Source organism: Streptomyces sp. SAI-127 (assembly GCF_029894425.1).
GTDB lineage: Bacteria > Actinomycetota > Actinomycetes > Streptomycetales > Streptomycetaceae > Streptomyces.
Genome location: NZ_JARXYJ010000001.1, coordinates 9,920,028 through 9,938,764, shown reverse-complemented (window position 1 = coordinate 9,938,764; position 18,737 = coordinate 9,920,028). Strand labels below are relative to the sequence as shown.

At 71.4% G+C, this 18,737-nt stretch carries 12 protein-coding genes; 5 read left to right on the top strand and 7 right to left on the bottom strand.

Features of this window, described 5'->3' with window-relative positions; translation table 11 throughout:
• Positions 1-156: 156 nt before the first annotated feature.
• The 4 genes from M2157_RS45485 to M2157_RS45470 all read left to right on the top strand — a co-directional run bounded on the left by M2157_RS45485 (position 157) and on the right by M2157_RS45470 (position 8,914).
• On the top strand, positions 157-4,431 hold the full coding sequence (locus M2157_RS45485; RefSeq protein WP_280855273.1) for a HAMP domain-containing protein: 4,275 nt from the start codon (positions 157-159) through the stop codon (positions 4,429-4,431).
• A gap of 100 nt (positions 4,432-4,531) precedes the next feature.
• On the top strand, positions 4,532-6,901 hold the full coding sequence (locus M2157_RS45480) for a SpoIIE family protein phosphatase (protein ID WP_280868371.1): 2,370 nt from the start codon (positions 4,532-4,534) through the stop codon (positions 6,899-6,901).
• An 85-nt stretch (positions 6,902-6,986) separates the two neighbouring features.
• A complete protein-coding gene (locus M2157_RS45475; RefSeq protein WP_280868125.1) occupies positions 6,987-7,187 on the top strand; it encodes a hypothetical protein in 201 nt (66 codons plus the stop codon).
• Between the two features lie 11 nt (positions 7,188-7,198).
• The gene (locus tag M2157_RS45470) at positions 7,199-8,914 is read left to right on the top strand and encodes a RecQ family ATP-dependent DNA helicase (RefSeq protein ID WP_280868124.1); all 1,716 of its coding nucleotides are present in this window, start codon (positions 7,199-7,201) and stop codon (positions 8,912-8,914) included.
• Here M2157_RS45470 and M2157_RS45465 read toward each other — a convergent pair.
• The 7 genes from M2157_RS45465 to M2157_RS45435 form a co-directional block, all read right to left on the bottom strand.
• Complete coding sequence (locus M2157_RS45465; protein ID WP_280868123.1) at positions 8,883-10,346, bottom strand: ornithine decarboxylase; 1,464 nt, start codon at positions 10,344-10,346, stop codon at positions 8,883-8,885. The two genes, M2157_RS45470 and M2157_RS45465, sit on opposite strands and share 32 nt — an antisense overlap.
• Positions 10,347-10,441: 95 nt before the next feature.
• Positions 10,442-12,439 (bottom strand): prolyl oligopeptidase family serine peptidase, encoded by a 1,998-nt coding sequence (locus tag M2157_RS45460; protein ID WP_280868369.1) that lies wholly within the window; start codon positions 12,437-12,439, stop codon positions 10,442-10,444.
• A gap of 233 nt (positions 12,440-12,672) precedes the next feature.
• Positions 12,673-14,457, bottom strand: coding sequence for an N-acetylglutaminylglutamine amidotransferase (locus M2157_RS45455; RefSeq protein WP_280868122.1), 1,785 nt, complete (start codon positions 14,455-14,457; stop codon positions 12,673-12,675).
• A gap of 175 nt (positions 14,458-14,632) precedes the next feature.
• The gene (locus M2157_RS45450; RefSeq protein ID WP_280868121.1) at positions 14,633-15,805 is read right to left on the bottom strand and encodes a glutamate--cysteine ligase; all 1,173 of its coding nucleotides are present in this window, start codon (positions 15,803-15,805) and stop codon (positions 14,633-14,635) included.
• A 134-nt stretch (positions 15,806-15,939) separates the two neighbouring features.
• Positions 15,940-16,431, bottom strand: a complete 492-nt coding sequence (locus M2157_RS45445) for a DUF1360 domain-containing protein (protein WP_280868120.1) — start codon at positions 16,429-16,431, stop codon at positions 15,940-15,942.
• Positions 16,432-16,596: 165 nt separating this feature from the next.
• Positions 16,597-16,890: a hypothetical protein gene (locus tag M2157_RS45440; RefSeq protein WP_280868119.1), complete on the bottom strand. Its 294-nt coding sequence runs from the start codon at positions 16,888-16,890 to the stop codon at positions 16,597-16,599.
• 25 nt (positions 16,891-16,915) lie between these two features.
• Positions 16,916-17,752 carry an LppX_LprAFG lipoprotein gene (locus tag M2157_RS45435; protein WP_280868118.1) on the bottom strand — a complete coding sequence of 279 codons (837 nt, stop codon included), beginning with the start codon at positions 17,750-17,752 and terminating at the stop codon, positions 16,916-16,918.
• A 352-nt stretch (positions 17,753-18,104) separates the two neighbouring features.
• On the opposite strand from M2157_RS45435, the gene M2157_RS45430 reads away from it, so the two are divergent.
• Positions 18,105-18,725 carry a hypothetical protein gene (locus M2157_RS45430; protein WP_280868117.1) on the top strand — a complete coding sequence of 207 codons (621 nt, stop codon included), beginning with the start codon at positions 18,105-18,107 and terminating at the stop codon, positions 18,723-18,725.
• The last annotated feature ends 12 nt before the right edge of the window (positions 18,726-18,737 follow it).

Sequence of the window (18,737 nt, the reverse complement as noted above, 5' to 3'; positions counted from 1 at the left end):
TGTCGCCGCTCCGCACCTGGGTTAATCTTCGACGGATTTCTCATCTGGCAGTTCCGTGGGGTGCGGAATTGCCGCTGGTGAGCGGGCCCTTGACGAGCCCGTCACGGTTCCGAGTCCTCGGTGCGAGGACTCTTGGGGAGCGGAACGAGGGTGCGCATGAGCAGCACGTCGACTCAGGCCCGGGACAAGGCTCCGGGCGAGCAGGAGCTACGGCAGTTGCTGGCCGGGCTGACCGCCGTGCGCGACGGGGACTTCGGTACCCGGCTGCCGTCCGACGGACAGGGCCTGCTGAGTGACATCGCCACGGTCTTCAACGGCATGGTCGACCAGCTCTCCGTGTTCACGTCGGAAGTCACCCGGGTGGCCCGCGAGGTGGGCACCGAGGGCACGCTGGGCGGCCAGGCCGAGGTGCCGGGAGTCTCCGGCACCTGGGCGGATCTGACCGACTCGGTCAACGCGATGGCGGGCAACCTGACCACCCAGGTCCGGGACATCGCCCAGGTGGCGACGGCGGTGGCCAAGGGCGACCTGTCGCAGAAGATCGACGTGCCCGCGCGCGGGGAGATCCTTCAGCTGAAGGAGACCGTCAACACGATGGTCGACCAGCTCTCCGCCTTCGCCGACGAAGTCACCCGCGTCGCCCGCGAGGTGGGCAGCGAGGGCCGCCTCGGCGGACAGGCCCAGGTGCCCGGCGTGGGCGGTGTGTGGCGGGACCTGACCGATTCGGTCAACTTCATGGCGGGAAACCTCACCTCCCAGGTCCGCAACGTCGCCCAGGTGACGACGGCGGTGGCACAGGGCGACCTCTCCCAGAAGATCACCGTCGACGCCCGCGGCGAGATCCTCGAACTCAAGAACACCATCAACACGATGGTCGACCAGCTCTCCGCCTTCGCCGACGAAGTCACCCGCGTCGCCCGAGAAGTCGGCACCGAGGGCCGGCTCGGCGGGCAGGCCGACGTCAAGGGCGTCAAGGGCACCTGGCGCGATCTCACGGACTCCGTGAACTTCATGGGCGGCAACCTCACCGCTCAGGTCCGCAACGTCGCCCAGGTGGCCACGGCGGTGGCACAGGGCGACCTCTCCCAGAAGATCACCGTCGACGCCCGCGGCGAGATCCTCGAACTCAAGAACACCATCAACACGATGGTCGACCAGCTCTCCGCCTTCGCCGACGAAGTCACCCGCGTCGCCCGAGAAGTCGGCACCGAGGGCAACCTCGGCGGGCAGGCGATCGTGCGGGGCGTGTCGGGGACCTGGAAGGACCTGACGGACAACGTCAACGTGATGGCCTCGAACCTGACCGGGCAGGTCCGCTCGATCGCCCAGGTGGCCACCGCCGTCGCACGCGGCGACCTCTCCCAGAAGATCACCGTGGAGGCCAAGGGCGAGGTCGCCGCTCTGGCGGACGTCATCAACACCATGGTCGACACGCTCTCCGCGTTCGCCGACGAGGTCACCCGCGTGGCCCGCGAGGTCGGCACCGAGGGCCGCCTGGGCGGTCAGGCGCACGTGCCGAACGTGGCCGGCACCTGGAAGGACCTCACGGACAACGTCAACTCGATGGCCAACAACCTCACCGGGCAGGTGCGCAACATCGCCCTGGTGACGACGGCGGTGGCCAACGGCGATCTGTCGAAGAAGATCGACGTCGACGCCCGGGGCGAGATCCTGGAGCTGAAGACCACCATCAACACCATGGTCGACCAGCTGTCGTCGTTCGCCGCCGAGGTCACCCGTGTCGCCCGCGAGGTCGGCAGCGAGGGCCGGCTCGGCGGACAGGCCGAGGTGGAGGGCGTCGAGGGCACCTGGAAGCGGCTGACGGAGAACGTCAACGAACTGGCCGGGAACCTCACCCGGCAGGTCCGCGCGATCGCCGAGGTCACCAGCGCCGTCGCCGAGGGCGACCTGACCCGCTCGATCACGGTGGAGGCCTCCGGCGAGGTCGCCGACCTCAAGGACAACATCAACTCCATGGTGGAGTCCCTGCGCGAGACCACCCGGGCCAACCAGGAACAGGACTGGCTCAAGACCAACCTGACCCGGATCTCCAGCCTGATGCAGGGCCACCGCGATCTGCCGGTGGTCGCCGAGCTGATCATGGACGAGCTCACGCCGTTGGTCTCGGCCCAGTACGGCGCCTTCTACCTGGCGGAGGACACCGCGCGGGGGCCCGAGCTGCGGCTGGTGGGCTCGTACGGCTATCCGGACGACGACGAGCGGCCCACCCGTATCCCGGTCGGGCGCTCGCTGGTCGGGCAGGCAGCGCGCAACCGCCGTACCGTCACCGTGGAAGAGCTGCCCGCCGGGTACGTCACCATCTCCTCGGGCCTCGGGCACGCCGTGCCCACCGCTCTGGTGGTGCTGCCCATCGTGGTCGAGGAGCAGGTCCTCGGCGTGATCGAGCTGGCGTCCGTCACCCGCTTCACCCAGATCCACCAGGACTTCCTGACGCAGCTGATGCCGACCATCGGCGTCAACCTCAACACCATCGTCGCCAACGTCCGCACCGACGAGCTGCTGGACGAGTCCCAGCGGCTGACCGCCGAACTCCAGGCCCGCTCCGAGGAGTTGCAGGTCCAGCAGGACGAACTCCAGCGCTCCAACGCCGAGCTGGAGGAGAAGGCCTCCCTGCTGGCCTCGCAGAACCGCGACATCGAGGCCAAGAACCTCCAGATCGAGCAGGCCCGGCAGGAACTGGAGACCCGCGCGCAGCAGTTGTCGCTGGCCTCCAAGTACAAGTCGGAGTTCCTGGCCAACATGAGCCACGAGCTGCGCACCCCGCTCAACAGCCTGCTGATCCTGGCCCAGTTGCTGGCGCAGAACCCCTCGCGCAACCTCACCCCGAAGCAGGTCGAGTACGCGGGCATCATCCACTCGGCGGGCTCGGACCTGCTCCAGCTGATCAACGACATCCTCGACCTGTCCAAGGTCGAGGCGGGCAAGATGGACGTCGCCCCCGAGCGGGTCCCGCTGCGCAAGCTCCTGGAGTACGTCGAGGCGACGTTCCGCCCCATGACGACGCAGAAGAGCCTGGACTTCACGGTGGACACCGCGCCCGGCACCCCTGCCGACCTGCTCACCGACGACTCCCGGCTGCGCCAGATCCTGCGCAACCTGCTGTCGAACGCGGTGAAGTTCACCGAACAGGGCGGTGTGGAGCTGCGGATCGAGCCCGCCGCCGACCGGGAGGTGCCGCCGGGCGTGCACCGGGGCGGCCCGGTCGTGGCGTTCCGGGTCAAGGACACCGGTATCGGCATCCCACAGCAGCAACTGGAGACGATCTTCGGCGCGTTCCAGCAGGCCGACGGGACGACCAGCCGCAAGTACGGCGGCACAGGACTCGGGCTGTCCATCACCCGGGAGATCGCCCATCTGCTGGGCGGCGCGGTCACGGTCGACAGCATCCCCGGCCAGGGCAGCACCTTCACCCTGTACCTGCCCGTCGCGCGCGCCGACTTCGAGGAACTGATGGAGACAGGCGGACGTCCGGCGGAACAGCCGTACGACACCTCCGCCTCCGAGGAGGCGGCCGAGCCCCGGCAGCTCGCTGCTCCGGCGCCCTCCCCCGAGCAGCGCAGACGCCGTCTGCTGGTCATCGAGGAGCGCCCGCGCGGTCTGCTCACGCTCGTCGCCGAGCGGGCCGTCGCGGACCTCGCGTACGACTCCGACGATCCGCACGGGGGGATCGACATCATCACCGCCGTAGGAGCGCAGGAAGCGGCGAGCACACTGGCGGCCGACCCCTGCCACTGCGTCGTCCTCGAACTCGGCATGCGGCACGACGAGGGCGCCAACTTCCTGGAGGCCATGCGCGGCGACTCGGCGCTGGCCAGCGTGCCGGTCCTGATCCATACCGGACACCGTGTAAACCTCGGCCAGGAGCAGGGGCTGCGGGCCCTGGCGGGCGACCGGCCAATGGACTTCCTGGCCAGCCTGGACGATCTGCGCGAGCGCATCACCCTGCACCTGTCCGCCGAGCAGCCGGGCGACGTGCTGTCGCTGGTGCGCCCCGAGGAGCCGCAGCGCCCCGCCGCCCAGGCGGTGGACGACTCCTTTGTCGGCCGGACGGTCCTCGTGGTCGACGACGACGCGCGCAACCTCTTCGCGCTCAGCGGGGTGCTGGAACTGCACGGCTTCCAGGTCCTGCACGCGGACAACGGCCGCAAGGGCATCGAGATGCTGCTCGCCCACCCGGACATCTCGCTGGTCCTGATGGACGTGATGATGCCGGAGATGGACGGTTACGCCGCCACCGCGGAGATCCGTTCGATGCCGCAGTACGCGGAGCTGCCGATCATCGCGGTCACCGCGAAGGCCATGCCCGGCGACCAGGAGAAGAGCCTCGCGTCGGGTGCCAACGACTACGTCACCAAACCCGTCGACACCGGCGACCTCATCGCCCGGGTCCGACGGTGGCTGCCCGCGTGAACGCACGCCGAGACCACCAGCCGACCGCGTGACGTCCCAGCCGAGGAACAGGCCCACCGTGAGTGATCTCCGCCAGCCGCCCGAGTCCCAGAGTCCTGCCGTGGACGACCAGCCCGCCCTCCACGGCAGCGACAGTGACGGGCAGTCCTCTCCCGTCGGCAGGCTGGCGGCGACCGTGGAGCGGCTGCGCCGCGAGGTGCGGGCGGCGCAGGCCGAGGCGGACGGGCGGGCCCTGATCGAACTGGCCAAGGGCATCCTGGTCGAGCGGCTGGGCTGCGGTCCGGCGCAGGCCTCGCGGCAGCTCGCCGAGCTCACGGCACAGGCGGGCGTGACGCCGTTGGAGTTCGCGGTCGAGGTGATCAACCAGGCCTCGCGCGACCGGGTGTCGGAGGTGACCAGCGCCTTCCTCGCCGCCACCGCCGACCCTCCCGGCAGGCACTCCTCCGCCGTACGGCTGCGCACCGCCGAGAGCGGTGTGCTCGCCGCCCAGGACACCCAGGCCGTCGCCGACTCCCTGCTGGAACACGCGCTGACCCCACTGGGCGCGGAGGCGGTGGCCATCTGGGCCCTGGGTGCCGACGGGTCCCTCGCCCTGGCGGGCAGCGCCGGGTTCTCCACGGCCGAGGCCGGACGCTGGCGGCATGTGCCGCCGGGCGTGACGACCGTGGCGCGCCGCGGGCTCGCCGAGCGCACCGGGCAGTGGATCCGCAGTCTGTCCGACACCGGGCTGCCGTCCATCGGCCAGCACCACCACTGCGACGGCGGCCGGGTCGCCGTACCGGCGGAGACCGGCGGGCGCATACACGGCGTATTGGAGATCGCCTGGGCCGCGCCGCTGGAGCCCCCTCCGCCGCAGATCGTCCGTCAGATCGAGGCGCTGGCCGAGCTGTGCGCGCACACCCTGGAGACGTACGCGCTCCACCATCCCGACGGCGCCCCGCTCCCGCACGTCCTGCCGGACGTCTCCGAGCTGATGGACCTGGCCGACGGCCTTCACGACCCGGCGCTGGTGCTGGTGCCGCACCTGGACGCCGACGGGCACCTCGTCGACTTCCGCATCCACCACGTCAACAGCCGTTTCCTCGATCCGGCGGGCCGGCCGCGGGGCGTCGTGAGCGGCGCATTGCTGCTGGAGGCGTACCCGATGGCCGCCGGTCACAGCGAGCTGTTCGAACGAATGGAGCGCGTCTACGCCACCGGCGAGCCCTTCCGCGCCCACCGCATGCGGCTCACCGCCCTGGTGGACGACGTCCCGCTCGCGGCCGTCGCCGACATCAACATCAGCCGGCACGGCGGCAGTGTCCTGCTCATCTGGCGCATCGAGGACGAGACGGCCCGCCTGGCGAGCCTGCTCCAGCACGCCCAACGCCTGGGCCGCATCGGCGGTTTCGAGGAGAACCTGCTGACGGGCGAGATCACCTGGAACGGTCAGCTCTACCACCTCTACGGCAAGCAGGTCTCCGACGCCGCCGTGCCGCTGGAGGAGCTGCCCGCCCACGCCCACCCCGACGACGCCGTCGCCATCGGCCGGTTTCTGCGCACCCTGCTCCACCAGCGCCGTCCCGCGTCCACCGCGTTCCGTCTGCAACGCCCCGACGGGGTCACCCGGCACATCCGGGTCGTGGCGGAACCTGTGCTCGACTCCGCCGGTCAGCTGTATGTCGTGCGCGGCGCCTACCAGGACATCTCCGCCCACCACTGGACCGAGGTCGCCCTCGCCGCCACCCGGGACCAGCTCGCCCACAGCGAGCAGCAGGCCAGCGAACGCAACCGGCTGACTCTTCAGCTTCAGCACGCCATCATGCCCCCGACGCGGGCGCCGCTGGAGGTTCCGGGGCTGGACGTGGCGGTGCGCTACCGGCCCGCGGAGACCCAGCATCTGGTCGGCGGTGACTGGTACGACGCGGTCGTGCTGCCGTCCCGGCTGGTGCTGCTGTGCGTGGGCGACGTCGCCGGGCACGGCATCGAGGCGGCCACCAGCATGGTCGTCCTGCGCAACGCGCTGCGCGGGCTCGCCGTGACCGGCGCCGGGCCCGGCCAGCTGCTGTCCTGGCTCAACATGGTGGCCCACCATCTGACAGGTGCCGTCACCGCCACGGCGGTCTGCGGCCTGTACGACCCCGAGAACAACACCCTGCGCTGGGCGCGGGCCGGGCATCTGCCGCCGGTCCTCGTACGCGGCTCGGATGCGGCACCGCTGCCGCTGGTCAAAGGGCTGCTGCTGGGTGCCGTACCGGAGGCCACGTACGAGGAGCACGAGGTCCAGCTCGCCGTCGACGACACGCTGCTGATGTACACGGACGGTCTGATCGAACGCCGGGACCGGTCCGTGGAGGAGTCGCTGGCGCAGTTCCTGGCGGTGGCGCGTGCGGTCCCGCCCACACTGGACCAGCAGTTGGACCGTCTGCTCACCCACAGCAGGTCCGACACGGACGACGACACCTGCATCGTGGGAATCCGCGTGGCCTGAGGCACGGTCAACCCCGGTAAATGAGCTGGAGGCTTGTGTCCGGGCAGGTGGGGAACGCGTTGTCCCGAACGATCGGGGAGACGTCATGCCACGAGTCAAGGAGTACGCCGTCGCTGCGTCCGGTCGGTGGACGGACGAAGAGGAGGGCCGCCGTCGGCTGCCCGCCGGAGAAGTCCACGCCTGGGAGCCGGGCACGAACCAGACGGTCTGCGGCCTTTCCCTCAGGGCAGGACGTCGTGGGGGCGACACCCGCCCGAGGTGGCACCGCACCACCCCCAGACCGTGAAGGGAATGGGCATGCCCCACAAGAGGAGTCCCAGCGTCTCGGACCGGTTGGCGCGGACCGCCGACGACGTGTTCGGCTGGAGTGACCTGCGGCCGGGGCAGCTGACCGCGATGGAAGCGGTCATGCGGGGCCGGGACACTCTGGCCGTCATGCCCACCGGCGCCGGGAAGTCGGCCGTGTACCAGGTGCCCGGCCTGCTGCTGCCCGGGCCCACAGTGGTGGTCTCCCCGCTCATCGCCCTCCAGCGGGACCAGATCGCCGGCCTGCTCCGTCACGACGACGCCCCGGACGCCGTCGCGGTCAACTCCGCGCAGGCGGCCGGAGAGGCGGACGCCGCCTGGGACGCGGTCCGGCACGGTGACGCGGAGTTCCTGTTCCTCTCCCCCGAGCAGCTCGCCAAGGACGAGGTGGTCGAGCGCCTGGCCCGGGCCGCACCGTCGTTGTTCGTCGTCGACGAGGCCCAGTGCGTCGCCGCCTGGGGCCACGACTTCCGCCCCGACTACCTCCGCCTGGCCCAGGCGGCCCAGCGCGTGGGCAGGCCCCCGGTCCTCGCTCTGACCGCCACGGCCGCCCCACCGGTACGCGAGGAGATCGTGGAGCGGCTCGGCATGGAAGATCCGGCGTTGGTCGTGGCCGGTTTCGACCGGCCGAACATCGCGTTGGAGGTGCGCCGCTTCCTGGGCGACACGGACAAGCGTCGGGAGGTCGTGGAGCGCGCCGCGGCGGAGCCCAAGCCGGGCATCGTCTACACCGCCACCCGCCGGGACGCCGAGGCGTACGCGGACGACCTGGCCGCGCTGGGGCTGTCGGCCGCCGCCTACCACGCCGGGCTGACAGCCGGTGAGCGCTCCCGGGTGCACGATGCCTTCCTGGCCGGCGAGACCGACGTCGTGGTCGCCACCTCGGCCTTCGGCATGGGCATCGACAAGGAGGACGTACGGTTCGTGCTGCACGCCTCCGTACCCGGCTCGCTCGACGCCTACTACCAGGAGATCGGCCGTGCGGGACGCGACGGCGGGCCCGCACTCGCCGTCCTCCACTACCGGCCGCAGGACAGCGGCCTCCAGCGCCTCTTCGCGACGCGCGCGCCCGACGAGGAAACCCTGGGCACGGTCGCGGAGCGCATCCATGCGCGCGACACTCCGACCGAGCCGGACGACATCCGGAAGGAGACGGACCTCTCGCGCAGACGCGTGACAGCGGCGGTCAATCTCCTGGAGCAGGCGGGTGCCGTGCACACCGAGGACGACGGGCGGGTACGCGCCGTTCCCGGGACGACCCCCGAGGACGCGGCCGCACGTGCGGAGGAGGAGGCACGGTCACGCAGCAGACTCGAGCAGTCGAGGCTGGCCATGATGCTGGGGTACGCCGAGACCACGGGCTGCCGCCGCCGCTTCCTGCTCGGTTACTTCGGTGAGCCGTACGACGCCCCGTGCGGGGCCTGCGACGTGTGCGCGTCCCCCTCGTCCGGGGACACCGTCGTCGAGGGGGTGGGCGACACGAGCGACGAGTCCGACTCGCAGGCGGCTGCCGTCGCCTATCCGGCGGGCACACGGGTGCGGCACACCGAGTGGGGACAGGGGACGGTGATGAGTGAGGAGGGCGACCGGATCACCGTGCTGTTCGAGTCCATGGGATACCGCACGCTGTCCCTGGCGGCGATCACCGGCAAGGGCCTCCTCACGGCGGACCCGCTCAGTGCCGCGCCACCACCCGCAACGTCTTGACCGAGGGGTCGGCGGCGTCCGGGATCAGGACGCCGTGGTCGACGCCGCTGCGCAGATAGTCGAGGACCTCGTCGGTGATGACCTCACCGGGAGCGATCACCGGCACACCCGGAGGGTACGGGCTGATCATCTCCGCGGCGATGCGCCCGGCGGCACGGTCGGCGGGGACGTGGTCGACCTCGGCGAAGAAGGCCTCGCGCGGCAGCATGGCCTGCTCCAGTTCCAGGGCCGAGGGCTCGGGCAGACGTACCGGCGGCCTGCGTTCGATGGATTCGGCGCCCTCCGTGAGGGCGCGCAGGGCGTCCAGCAGCGTCTTCTCCGTCTCGTCGTCGTCGGCGTACGTGATCGACGCGCTGATCCGGCAGGTGTCGGAGCCGCCGATGTCCACGTGCTGTTCGGCCCGCAGCCACTCGGAGGCCTGCATGCCGCTGATCCCGAGCTCGCGTACGTCGATCACGACCTTCAGGGGGTCGAACTCGGCGGCGAGCCCCTCCTCCACCACCTCCTGCCCCATGGGCCGCAGTCCCGGCAGGTCTCCGGCCGCCAGCCGGATCCGTTCCGCGCGGTGCAGCGCGGCGTCCAGGAGGTCGTGGCCCTGCTCGACCATCTGGCGGCGCCAGCCGTCCAGGGTCAGGTACACCAGGGACGAGGCACTGGTGGTGCCGAGCAGGTCCTCCCGCTGCTTGAGCGCTTCCGGCGAGACCCGGTCGTACTGGAGGTGGAAAACGGAGCTCTGTTCGATCGCGCCGCCCATCTTGTGGACGCTGGTGACCACCAGGTCCGCCTCGGCGTCCATGCCCCAGGCGGGCAGCCCGGGATGGAACGGCAGGTGGGCGCCCCAGGCCTCGTCGAGGATGAGGGGGATGTCGAACTCGTGGCACACCCGGGCCACGCCCCGGACGTCGGCGCAGGTACCCCAGTCGGTGGGGGTGATCAGCAGCATGGCCTTGGCGTCCGGGTGCTCCTCGAGACGGCGGCGTACGTCGTCGGGCTCCGGCGGATGGGCGAGGTGCCGGTCACGGTCGAACTTGGGATGGACCCAGATCGGTTCGACGCCGTTGACGACCACGCCGGAGATCACGGACTTGTGCGCGTTGCGCGACAGCAGCAGCTTCTCCCCGGGGCCTGCCGCGGCCAGCATGGCCGTCTTGACGGACAGGGAGCTGCCGCACGTGGAGAAGAACGCCTGCTCGGCCCCGACCGCGTCGGCCATCAGTTCCTGTGCCCGGCTGAGCACGCCCTGGGACTGACGGCGGTCGTCCAGCCCGTTGAGGGACAGGACGTCCGAACGGAACACGTCGAGCCCGACGATCTCCGCCACCCGCGGGTCCACGCCGCGGCCCTGCTTGTGCCCGGGCGGACCGAAGACCGTGTCTCCGCGACGCCGGAACTCCTCCAGCGCCTCCAGCACGGGCACCCGCGAGTGATCCATGGTTCCTCCCAAGCCGTCCCGCTGGTCTGAACACCGTGTTGACCGCCTGCGCCCGCCGAAACGCTCGGCGCAGCCGTCCCGGTCCCCCCGGGGGCTCAGAAGGAGTGGAGGTGCCGCTCCATCCAGTCCGCCGCGGTCCGGCGGAACAGGCGCCGGTTGTCCGCGCGCAGGAAGTCGTGCCCCTCGTCACGCAGGACGAGGAGCTCGGCGGGGACACCCCGCTCCCGGGCGGCCCGTACGAACTGTTCCGACTCCCCCGGCGGCACGTTGGTGTCGTGCTCGCCGTGGACGGCGAGCAGCGGGGCCCGCAGCGCGTCGACACGGCTCATCGGTGACAGGGCGCGCAGCAGCTCGCGGTCGCGCTCCGGGTGGCCGTACTTGTGCGCCGCCGATTCCGCGATCCAGGGCTCGGTGCCGGCGAAGAAGGTCAGCAGGTCGGACATGCCGCAGACGGCGACGCCGGTGCGGAAGAGGTCCGGGTGCCACACGAGGGAGGCGAAGGTCAGGTAGCCGCCGTACGAGCGCCCCATCACCGCCAGCCGGGTCGGGTCCGCGGGGCCCGCCGTGACCGCGTGCGCCGCGCAGTCCGCGACGTCGTCGAGCGCGGCGTAGCGGCCGGTGCCCAGGTCGGCGTCGACGAAGGACCGGCCGTGTCCGCCGGAGCCTCGGACGTCGGGGGCGAAGACGTCCAGGCCGCGCCCGAGCAGCTCGTGGTAGAGCGGGTCGAACGTCGGGCGTTCCTGGTCCTCGGGGCCGCCGTGCAGGTGGATCACGCAGGGCGCCGGCTCGCTCGGGGCGCGTCCCGGAGCCCGGTAGTACCAGCCGCTGAGGGGCAGGCCGTCCCTGGCGGCGAGGCGCGAGAGGACAGGTCGTACGGGCGGGCGGCCCGGCGGGACGGCGTCCTCGTCCCGGGAGGACCACGGGGTGCGCAGCAGGGACACGCCTTCGTGGGCCCACCACACGCCGGGACGGCGTTGTGAACCGGACAGTGCCAGCAGCAGCCGTCCCGTCCCGGCCGCCGCGACCCGCGTGACGACCTCGTGGGGCAGCGGTACCGGCCGCGCCGGTCCGGCGGCGTCCGGGGCTCCGTGCGCCGGGGAGGTCTCGACGACCTCGAGTTCACTGGCGCCCCGCACGTTCCAGGCCAGCACGGCCGTCCGCCCGTCGTGTGCCATCGCCAGCAGTTCGAGTCCGCTGTCCTCGCGTTCCGCCACGACGGTCCTGCCACGCGGCGTGCCGTCCGGGCCGAGAGCGACGGCGGACAGGGCCGCGTACTCCCGGTCGGCGTCGCTGCGCAGCCACAGCGTCCGCCCGTCGGGCGAGAACCGCCCGATCCATGGGTCACCGTCGGCGACCCGCAGTTTGAAGGTGGTCGCCGCGTCCGAGGTGCGCCGGACGACCGCCTCCCGCCGCCCGCGCGGCCCCCGGCGCAGCAGTGCGAGCCGGCCGTCGCGGCTGAGGTCGCACACTCGGAGCGTGGGGGCGTCAGGTTCCGTGGCGAGCAGTACGGGTGAGGCCAGAGCGTCGGGATCGATCAGGTAGGCGGACAGTCCTCCGCCCGGCCGGGTCGCCGGTGTCCCGCCCGGCCCCACGGCGTACGCGGTGGGGCCGAGGAGGGTCGCTGGGCCGTCCCTGGCCGTCCAGTGGGCCGGGACGGCGTCCGTCGACTGCCACACCGCCTGGGCGCGGGCGGTGGGTGGTGCGGCGAGGGTGACGGCGACGGCCGAGCCGTCGTGGGCCCAGCAGCCGAGATAGGCGGAACTCTCGGGGTCGGCACCGGCCAGCAGGCGGCGGCCGGTGCCGTCGGGGCGCACGCACAGCACGCGTGAGTGCTCACCGCCGCCCGGCGCGGCGGTGTACGCGATCCAGCGGCCGTCGGGTGACCAGGACACCTCCTTCACGGGATCCGGGGAGGAGTCGAGCAGCCGGATCCCCTCCCCGTCCACGGGCCCGGCCCACAGCTGGGGGACACCGCCCCGGTCGCAGATGAAGGCCACCTCGGTGCCGTCGGGAGCGGCGGAGGGATACCAGCAGCCGTGCGCGTGCAGCCGGGTCACGGCGTCCCGCGGGCCTTCGGCCTCGGGCAACGGCATCGAGGCGGGCGCCGCGGCGTGGGCGGGCCCCTGCGCCGGGGCCGGAGCTGCGGCGCGGGCGTGCTCCTGTGCCGGTGGGGGCGCCGTGGCACTGGCCGGTCCGTGCGCCAGTGCGGGGCCGCCTGCGGCGCGGACCGGCTCCTGCACCGACGTGGGCTCCGCACCACGGGCAGGCAGCCCCGGCGGCGATGCAGGCGCCGCCTCGTGCGGGGACCGGGTGCCGTGTCGCCCGGTCACGTGATTCCGTGCGTCTGCAGCCATGTCTCCAGCAGTGCGACCTGCCACAGGGCGTTGGCGCCTCGTTTGGTCCGGTGCTCGTCGGGCGCCGCCAGGAGCTCGGTCACGTACGACTCCTGGAAGATCCCCCGCTTCTTCGCCTCGGGTGCCGAGAGGGTCTCGCGCACCCGGTCCAGGACGGGGCCCGCCATGTGCCGGATGGCCGGGACGGGGAAGTAGCCCTTGGGCCGGTCGACGATCTCCCGCGGCAGGAGCTTGCGTCCGGCTTCCTTCAGTACGCCCTTGCCTCCGTCGGCGAGTTTGAGCTCCGGCGGGCAGGCCGCGGCCAGCTCCACCAGCTCGTGGTCGAGGAAGGGCACGCGGGCCTCCAGTCCCCAGGCCATGGTCATGTTGTCGACCCGCTTCACCGGGTCGTCGACGAGCATGACGTGTGTGTCCAGTCGCAGCGCCGCGTCCAGGGCGGTCTGCGCGCCGGGAAGGGCCATGTGTTCCCTGACGAAGCGGCCCGACACGTCGTCCGGGGGCAGCATGTGCGGCTGGAGGATCCGCGCCAGGTCGGCGTGGGGACGGTCGAAGTACGTCTCGGCGTACCTCTGCGGCTCCTCCTCGCGCGCGACCGCGGCCAGCTCCGGGTACCAGTGGTATCCGGCGAACACCTCGTCGGCGCCCTGCCCGCTCTGTACGACCTTCACCTCCTTGGAGACCTGCTCGGACAGCAGGTGGAAGGCGACCACGTCGTGGCTGATCATCGGCTCGCTCATCGCGGCGACGGCGTCGTACAGACCGGTCGAGACCCGCTCCGAGGGCACCATCAGCCGACGGTGGTCCGTGCCGAACTCCCGGGCGACCAGGTCCGAGTAGCGGAACTCGTCGCCCTTCTCCCCGCCTTCGGCCTCGAATCCCACGCTGAACGTCTTCAGGCCTCGCTGACCCTCGTCGGCGAGCAGTGCGACGATGAGGCTGGAGTCCAGGCCGCCGGAGAGCAGCACGCCGACCGGCACGTCGGAGACCATCCGGCGGCGTACGGCCGTGCGCAGGGCCTCCAGCACGGCGTCACGCCACTCGTCGGGCCCCATGTCCGCGTACTCGGCGCGACGCGTGTAGGACGGCTGCCAGTAGCGGTGGTCGCGGTGGCTGCCGTCCGGTTCCACCACCCGTACCGTGGCCGGCGGCAGTTTGCGCACGCCGTTGAGGACGGTGCGCGGCGCGGCGACCGTGGCGTGCCAGCTCAGGTACTGGTGGACGGCCACCGGATCGACGGAGGTGTCCACGTCTCCGGCAGCCAGGAGAGCGGGCAGGGAGGAGGCGAACCGCAACCGGTCCGGCGTCGGCGCCAGATACAGCGGTTTGATCCCCAGCCGGTCACGGCCGAGCACGACACGGCCGGTGCGGTGCTCGACGAGCGCGAAGGCGAACATGCCGTAGAAGCGCTCCACGCAGGCGGTTCCCCACTGCCGGTAGGCGTGGAGCACGACCTCCGTGTCGGACGTCGACTCGAAGCGGTGCCCGAGGCGCCCGAGCTCTTCGCGCAGCTCCCGGTAGTTGTAGACGCAGCCGTTGAAGACGCCGGTGATCTCGCCGTCGGCGTCGGTCATCGGCTGGGCGCCGAGGTCGGACAGGTCGATGATCTTCAGTCGTCGGTGCCCCAGTGCCACCGCCCCCTGTGTCCAGACGCCTCGGCCGTCGGGCCCGCGGGCCGCGAGCCGGTCGGACATGCGCTCGACGGCCGCGAGGTCGGGTCGCCTGCCGTCGAAGCGGATCTCGCCGCTCAGACCGCACATGACGCTCCGCCCCCTTCCCAGGAGCCGGCGGACGTGAGCCTGGACGGAAAGCCCGGGTCGCGCCTGCCGGTCGCGACCCGGGCGGTATTGCTGGACATGAACGAAACCTCTCCTCGGCTTTTGTCGGGTGAAGGGCGGACGGGCGGGGCAGTGGGACGCATCGCGCGCAACCGGGTCAGCTGCCCAGGACCTCCGGTGCCCCGGAACCTGCCGGACCCGCGGCTGAGCGCGCGACTCTCCTGCGGGTGAGGAGGGCCGATCCGCGGTGTCGCCGCTGACCGCGGGTGTCCGCGATCAGCAGGTCGGTACAGGCCAGGAGGTCCTCTTCCCGTGCCTTGCGGCGCATGCGCTCGGCGGCGCTGCCGTCGGCCAGGGCCGCCTCGGTCAGATCCCGCACGGTCTGCCAGTCGCCTTGGGCCTCCAGCGCGGGACGCAACCTGGCCAGCAGCCCGCGTACGACGTCGGCGGCAGGCGCCTCCCGGTGGGTCCTCGGATCGACCAGCGCACCCTCCAGGCCGGACCGGGCAGCCCGCCAGGACGCGCCGCGCAGCCATTCGTGGCGGCCGTCGCACACCGCCGCGCCGGACGCGTGCAGCTCGATGGCCTCGGTCACCAGGGCACGGAACAGGCCGGCCACGAGCACGACGGTCTCCGCCCGCGGGCAGGCGTCGCAGATACGGAGTTCCAGCGTCCGCAGGTGCGCGGAGGGACGGACGTCGTAGTAGATCATCCCCGGGTCGCTGATGACCCCGGACCGGACGAGGTCGCGTACCGCGGCGTCGTAGTCGGCCGCGCTCGGGAAGCAGCCGACGGGACCCGCGGTGGGCCAGCGCTGCCAGAGCAGCGTGCGCCAGCTGGCATAGCCGGTGTCGATCCCCTGCCAGAACGGCGAACTGGCGGACAGCGCCAACAGCACGGGCAGCCAGGGAGAGACCGCGCACATCACCCCTACGGCCGTGTCGTGGTCGGGTATGTCCACGTGGACCTGGGCGCCGCAGATGAGCTGTTCGTCGGCCACCTGACGGTACTCCTCGACCATGTGGCGATAGCGCGCGCCGGCGGTGGGGTGTCCGGAGACGGCCGGGGCAAGCGGTGCCGTGCCCGCGGCCACGACCGCGAGCCCCAGCGAGGAGGCGGCCGCGTCGAGCCGCCGCCTGGTTCTGGTGAGGTCGGCGTACAGGCCGGCCAGGGTCGCGTGCACCCCGCTGTTCGACTCCACGGTGGACTGGTGCAGTTCCTTGGTGAAGGTGCGCCGGGGAAGCCGGCGCAGGACCGCGTCGGCACGCGGCACGAGCAGTCCGCTTTCCACTGCCAGGATGTGGAATTCCTCCTCGACTCCGATGCGCATGTCCACAGTCGCTCCTTGAGATCGCCGAAAGTCCCGCCTGTCTCAGGGTGACCCCCAAGTGCCCAGGACATCGACTGATACGCGTAGAAATGCGCGTTTGAAGCAGATCATCCACAGATGAGCAGTGCTCTGGGTCAGCTGTCGGTGGTCCTGTCGACCAGCGCGCCGTACGCCGGCTGCAGCGCGTCCGCTCCGGCCGGCGCGGCCGGCGTGCCCATCGCGGTGCGCGTCGCGCGAGGCCACAGGAGGCAGGTCACCAGCTCGGCCACGGTTTCCTTGCCGGTCTCGGGCTGCGCCTCTTCGTGCAGTTCGGCGGGGCCCTGCGGACCGACGTACGTCGTGAAGGGGGCGCGCAGCGGGCTCGTCACCGGCGCCTTGCTGAGCAGCCGGCTGAGCCGGAACGTGGCCACCGAGGTCAGGAGCACGTCCCAGGGTTCCGGCCGGTCGGGCAGTGGGCGTCCGCGGAGCCGTACCGCTGCCGCCCAGCCCGACGTGTACACGCCGAACGCCGCCATGGTCGCGAGATAGCCGCGCAGGGGCCGGTCGTGCGTGCCCGCGTAGCGGCCCGTGCGCCGGAGGAACGCCCGTGCCCGTCGTCTGATGCGGTTGTCAGTAGGTGTGGCCATGGGCGGATCCCGCCCTGATTCGTTCTGGTACCGATCCGGTTCCCCGCTGCTCCCGTCTCGCTCTTCTCGTCCGTGCTCCCCGCAGCACCGTCGGCCGGGCGCGCCGCGGGGACGGCCGCGGACAGGCCCAGACGACGTCGTCGCACGCTATGGGCAGTCAGGTGATCAGGGTTTGGACACCGCGTGGCGCCCGGCCCTCCCGGAAAGTGGGACGTGGCGGGAAGGCCGGGCCGAAGCGGTCGGCCCGAGGAGCCGCAGCCAGCGGCAGGCCATGGCCAGCAGGCCCGTGAACACGGCCAGGAGCAGCAAGGAGGTCCACATGGGCCGGCTGCCGGGGGAATCCCCCATCGTCCAGGCCGACGATGCCGTCCACAGGACGACGCCGGCCGCGTAGAAGGCCCGGATGCGACGCAGTTGCCTTGCGGCCCTGGCCGCCGTGGTGTCGTCGGTGTGTGTCATGCCGCTCCGTGTACCCCGATCGGGGTCAGTTCGTCTGCGAGCTCGTTCCGCTCTGCCGGGACACCTTGTCGGTCACGTCGACGGTGTCGGCGGACGGAGGCGCGGCAACGTCGACTTCGGTGCCGAAGCCGCTGAAGTCCATGACGACCTTCGCCTGGGCCTGCCGGGCGGATGTGCCGGCCCCGGCGGTCTGCGCCGTGTCCTTGACGGTCATCCGGATCTGCTGACGGCGGGTGAGTCCGTCCTCGTCGATCCAGAGATCGACGGGCACGTCGTCGCCCAACTGCGCGCGCAGCTGGCGTTCTTGGGCCGAGTCGCCCTCGGCCAGCTTCGACAGGTCGAGGTCGACCCGGTAGTGCGTGGTGGACACGCCGTTCACGGTCTCCTCCCCCACCTTCCGCACGTCCTTCTCGGACAGGGACTTGGTGTAGGCGAAGGAGTTCGCCGGGTCGCTCATCGCGGGGCCACCGTCGCCCTGCGAGCGATTCAGTCGCTGCAGGTCCACCTTCATCCAGCTCTTGCCCTCGGGCAGTTGGCCGCTTGCCGCAGGAGGCTTCTGGTAGAGGACCTGGTCCACGATCCGCTGTTCGAGCTGCTGGCCGCCCTGGCCCAACCGCATACGGCTCGTCCCGTCTTGCAGGTCCAGCACGCCGGACCCGGTGATCGTCTCGCTGTTGGCGCCCGCGGCGACGGTGGTCGCCAGCTTGATGCGGGCCGTCTTCGCCTGCGTGGTCTTCTTGTTGGTCGCCTGGACTACCTGAGCCGGCGAGGACTGCGGCTGTCCCGGTGAGGCGGACCGATCCGCGCTGCCGGCCCCGCCTGCCCCGTCGTCGCCGCATCCCGTCAGCAAGGCGACCGACACGACGCCGCCGGCGCCCAGAGCGGCTAAGCGAGAAGTACGTAAGGACGGTTTCATCACGCCTGACATCCCTTCATCACTTTGTGGTGGGAAAGGTGCTGTGCACCACCGGATGCCCCACCAACAGCCCGCTATACGCGGCCCTCTGCTGTCGTGGGCCGCACAAGACGGCCTGCGGGTCCGGCACAAGCACATAACAAGACACGTGTCCTGCGTACTATCACTAAGACAGCGGCGTGCGGCAGAAACCGACACCGCAGCAGCGGATGCAGGCGAGACAGCACGCCCATTGGATTTTCGCGGAGGCCGCAGGCGCGCGCACTGCGGGCCACGGCCCCAGGAAGAGGTGCGACCCATGTCCGAAACCGCCCCCGGCATCACCGAGTTGACCTCCCAGTACGGCACCCAGGTGGCCGGTGACCTCGAGCGCAACCTCAAGGAACAAGAGCGCCTCAGCGGGGAAATCGAAGCGCTCCAGGGTCAGTTGGCAGCTCTGCAGCACGACCACGCAGTCCTGCTGAACATCCAGCAGGTCCTGGGCATCCCAACGCCATTGGGCTTGACCGCCACCCCACCCGGCGCAACGGTCCCCGCTCCCCGTAAGAAGGCCGCCGCCCCGGACAAGCGGGCAGGCACCCGGAAATCCACCGCACCGGCCGGAAAGCAGACCGGAAAGAAGACGAAGACAGCCGCCAAGGCTTCGACCACCCGGTCGGGGCCCTCCCTCGTCGACCTTGTCCGAGGGCATCTGGCCGACCAGAGGGAGCCCCGCTCAGCGGCCGAGATCTCCACCGCGCTGGGCCGGCAGTACCCCGAGCGCGCGATCAAGGCCACCGTCGTGCGCACCACACTCGAGGGACTCGTGGCCAGGAACCAGGCCCAGCGCACCAAGCAGGGGGCCTCGGTCTTCTACACCTCACCCGACGCGAGCGAACCTGCCGCGCACACCGAGGACAACTCCCGGCAAGCGGACTGACGAACACCGCGC

Coding starts and splice junctions, on each gene's coding strand:
- M2157_RS45460 (WP_280868369.1), bottom strand. CDS start 12,439: ATGCCGTTGCCCGAGGCCGAAGGCCCGCGGGACGCCGTGACCCGGCTG.
- M2157_RS45465 (WP_280868123.1), bottom strand. CDS start 10,346: ATGGATCACTCGCGGGTGCCCGTGCTGGAGGCGCTGGAGGAGTTCCGG.
- M2157_RS45445 (WP_280868120.1), bottom strand. CDS start 16,431: ATGGCCACACCTACTGACAACCGCATCAGACGACGGGCACGGGCGTTC.
- M2157_RS45450 (WP_280868121.1), bottom strand. CDS start 15,805: ATGCGCATCGGAGTCGAGGAGGAATTCCACATCCTGGCAGTGGAAAGC.
- M2157_RS45485 (WP_280855273.1), top strand. CDS start 157: ATGAGCAGCACGTCGACTCAGGCCCGGGACAAGGCTCCGGGCGAGCAG.
- M2157_RS45430 (WP_280868117.1), top strand. CDS start 18,105: ATGTCCGAAACCGCCCCCGGCATCACCGAGTTGACCTCCCAGTACGGC.
- M2157_RS45455 (WP_280868122.1), bottom strand. CDS start 14,457: ATGTGCGGTCTGAGCGGCGAGATCCGCTTCGACGGCAGGCGACCCGAC.
- M2157_RS45440 (WP_280868119.1), bottom strand. CDS start 16,890: ATGACACACACCGACGACACCACGGCGGCCAGGGCCGCAAGGCAACTG.
- M2157_RS45475 (WP_280868125.1), top strand. CDS start 6,987: ATGCCACGAGTCAAGGAGTACGCCGTCGCTGCGTCCGGTCGGTGGACG.
- M2157_RS45470 (WP_280868124.1), top strand. CDS start 7,199: ATGCCCCACAAGAGGAGTCCCAGCGTCTCGGACCGGTTGGCGCGGACC.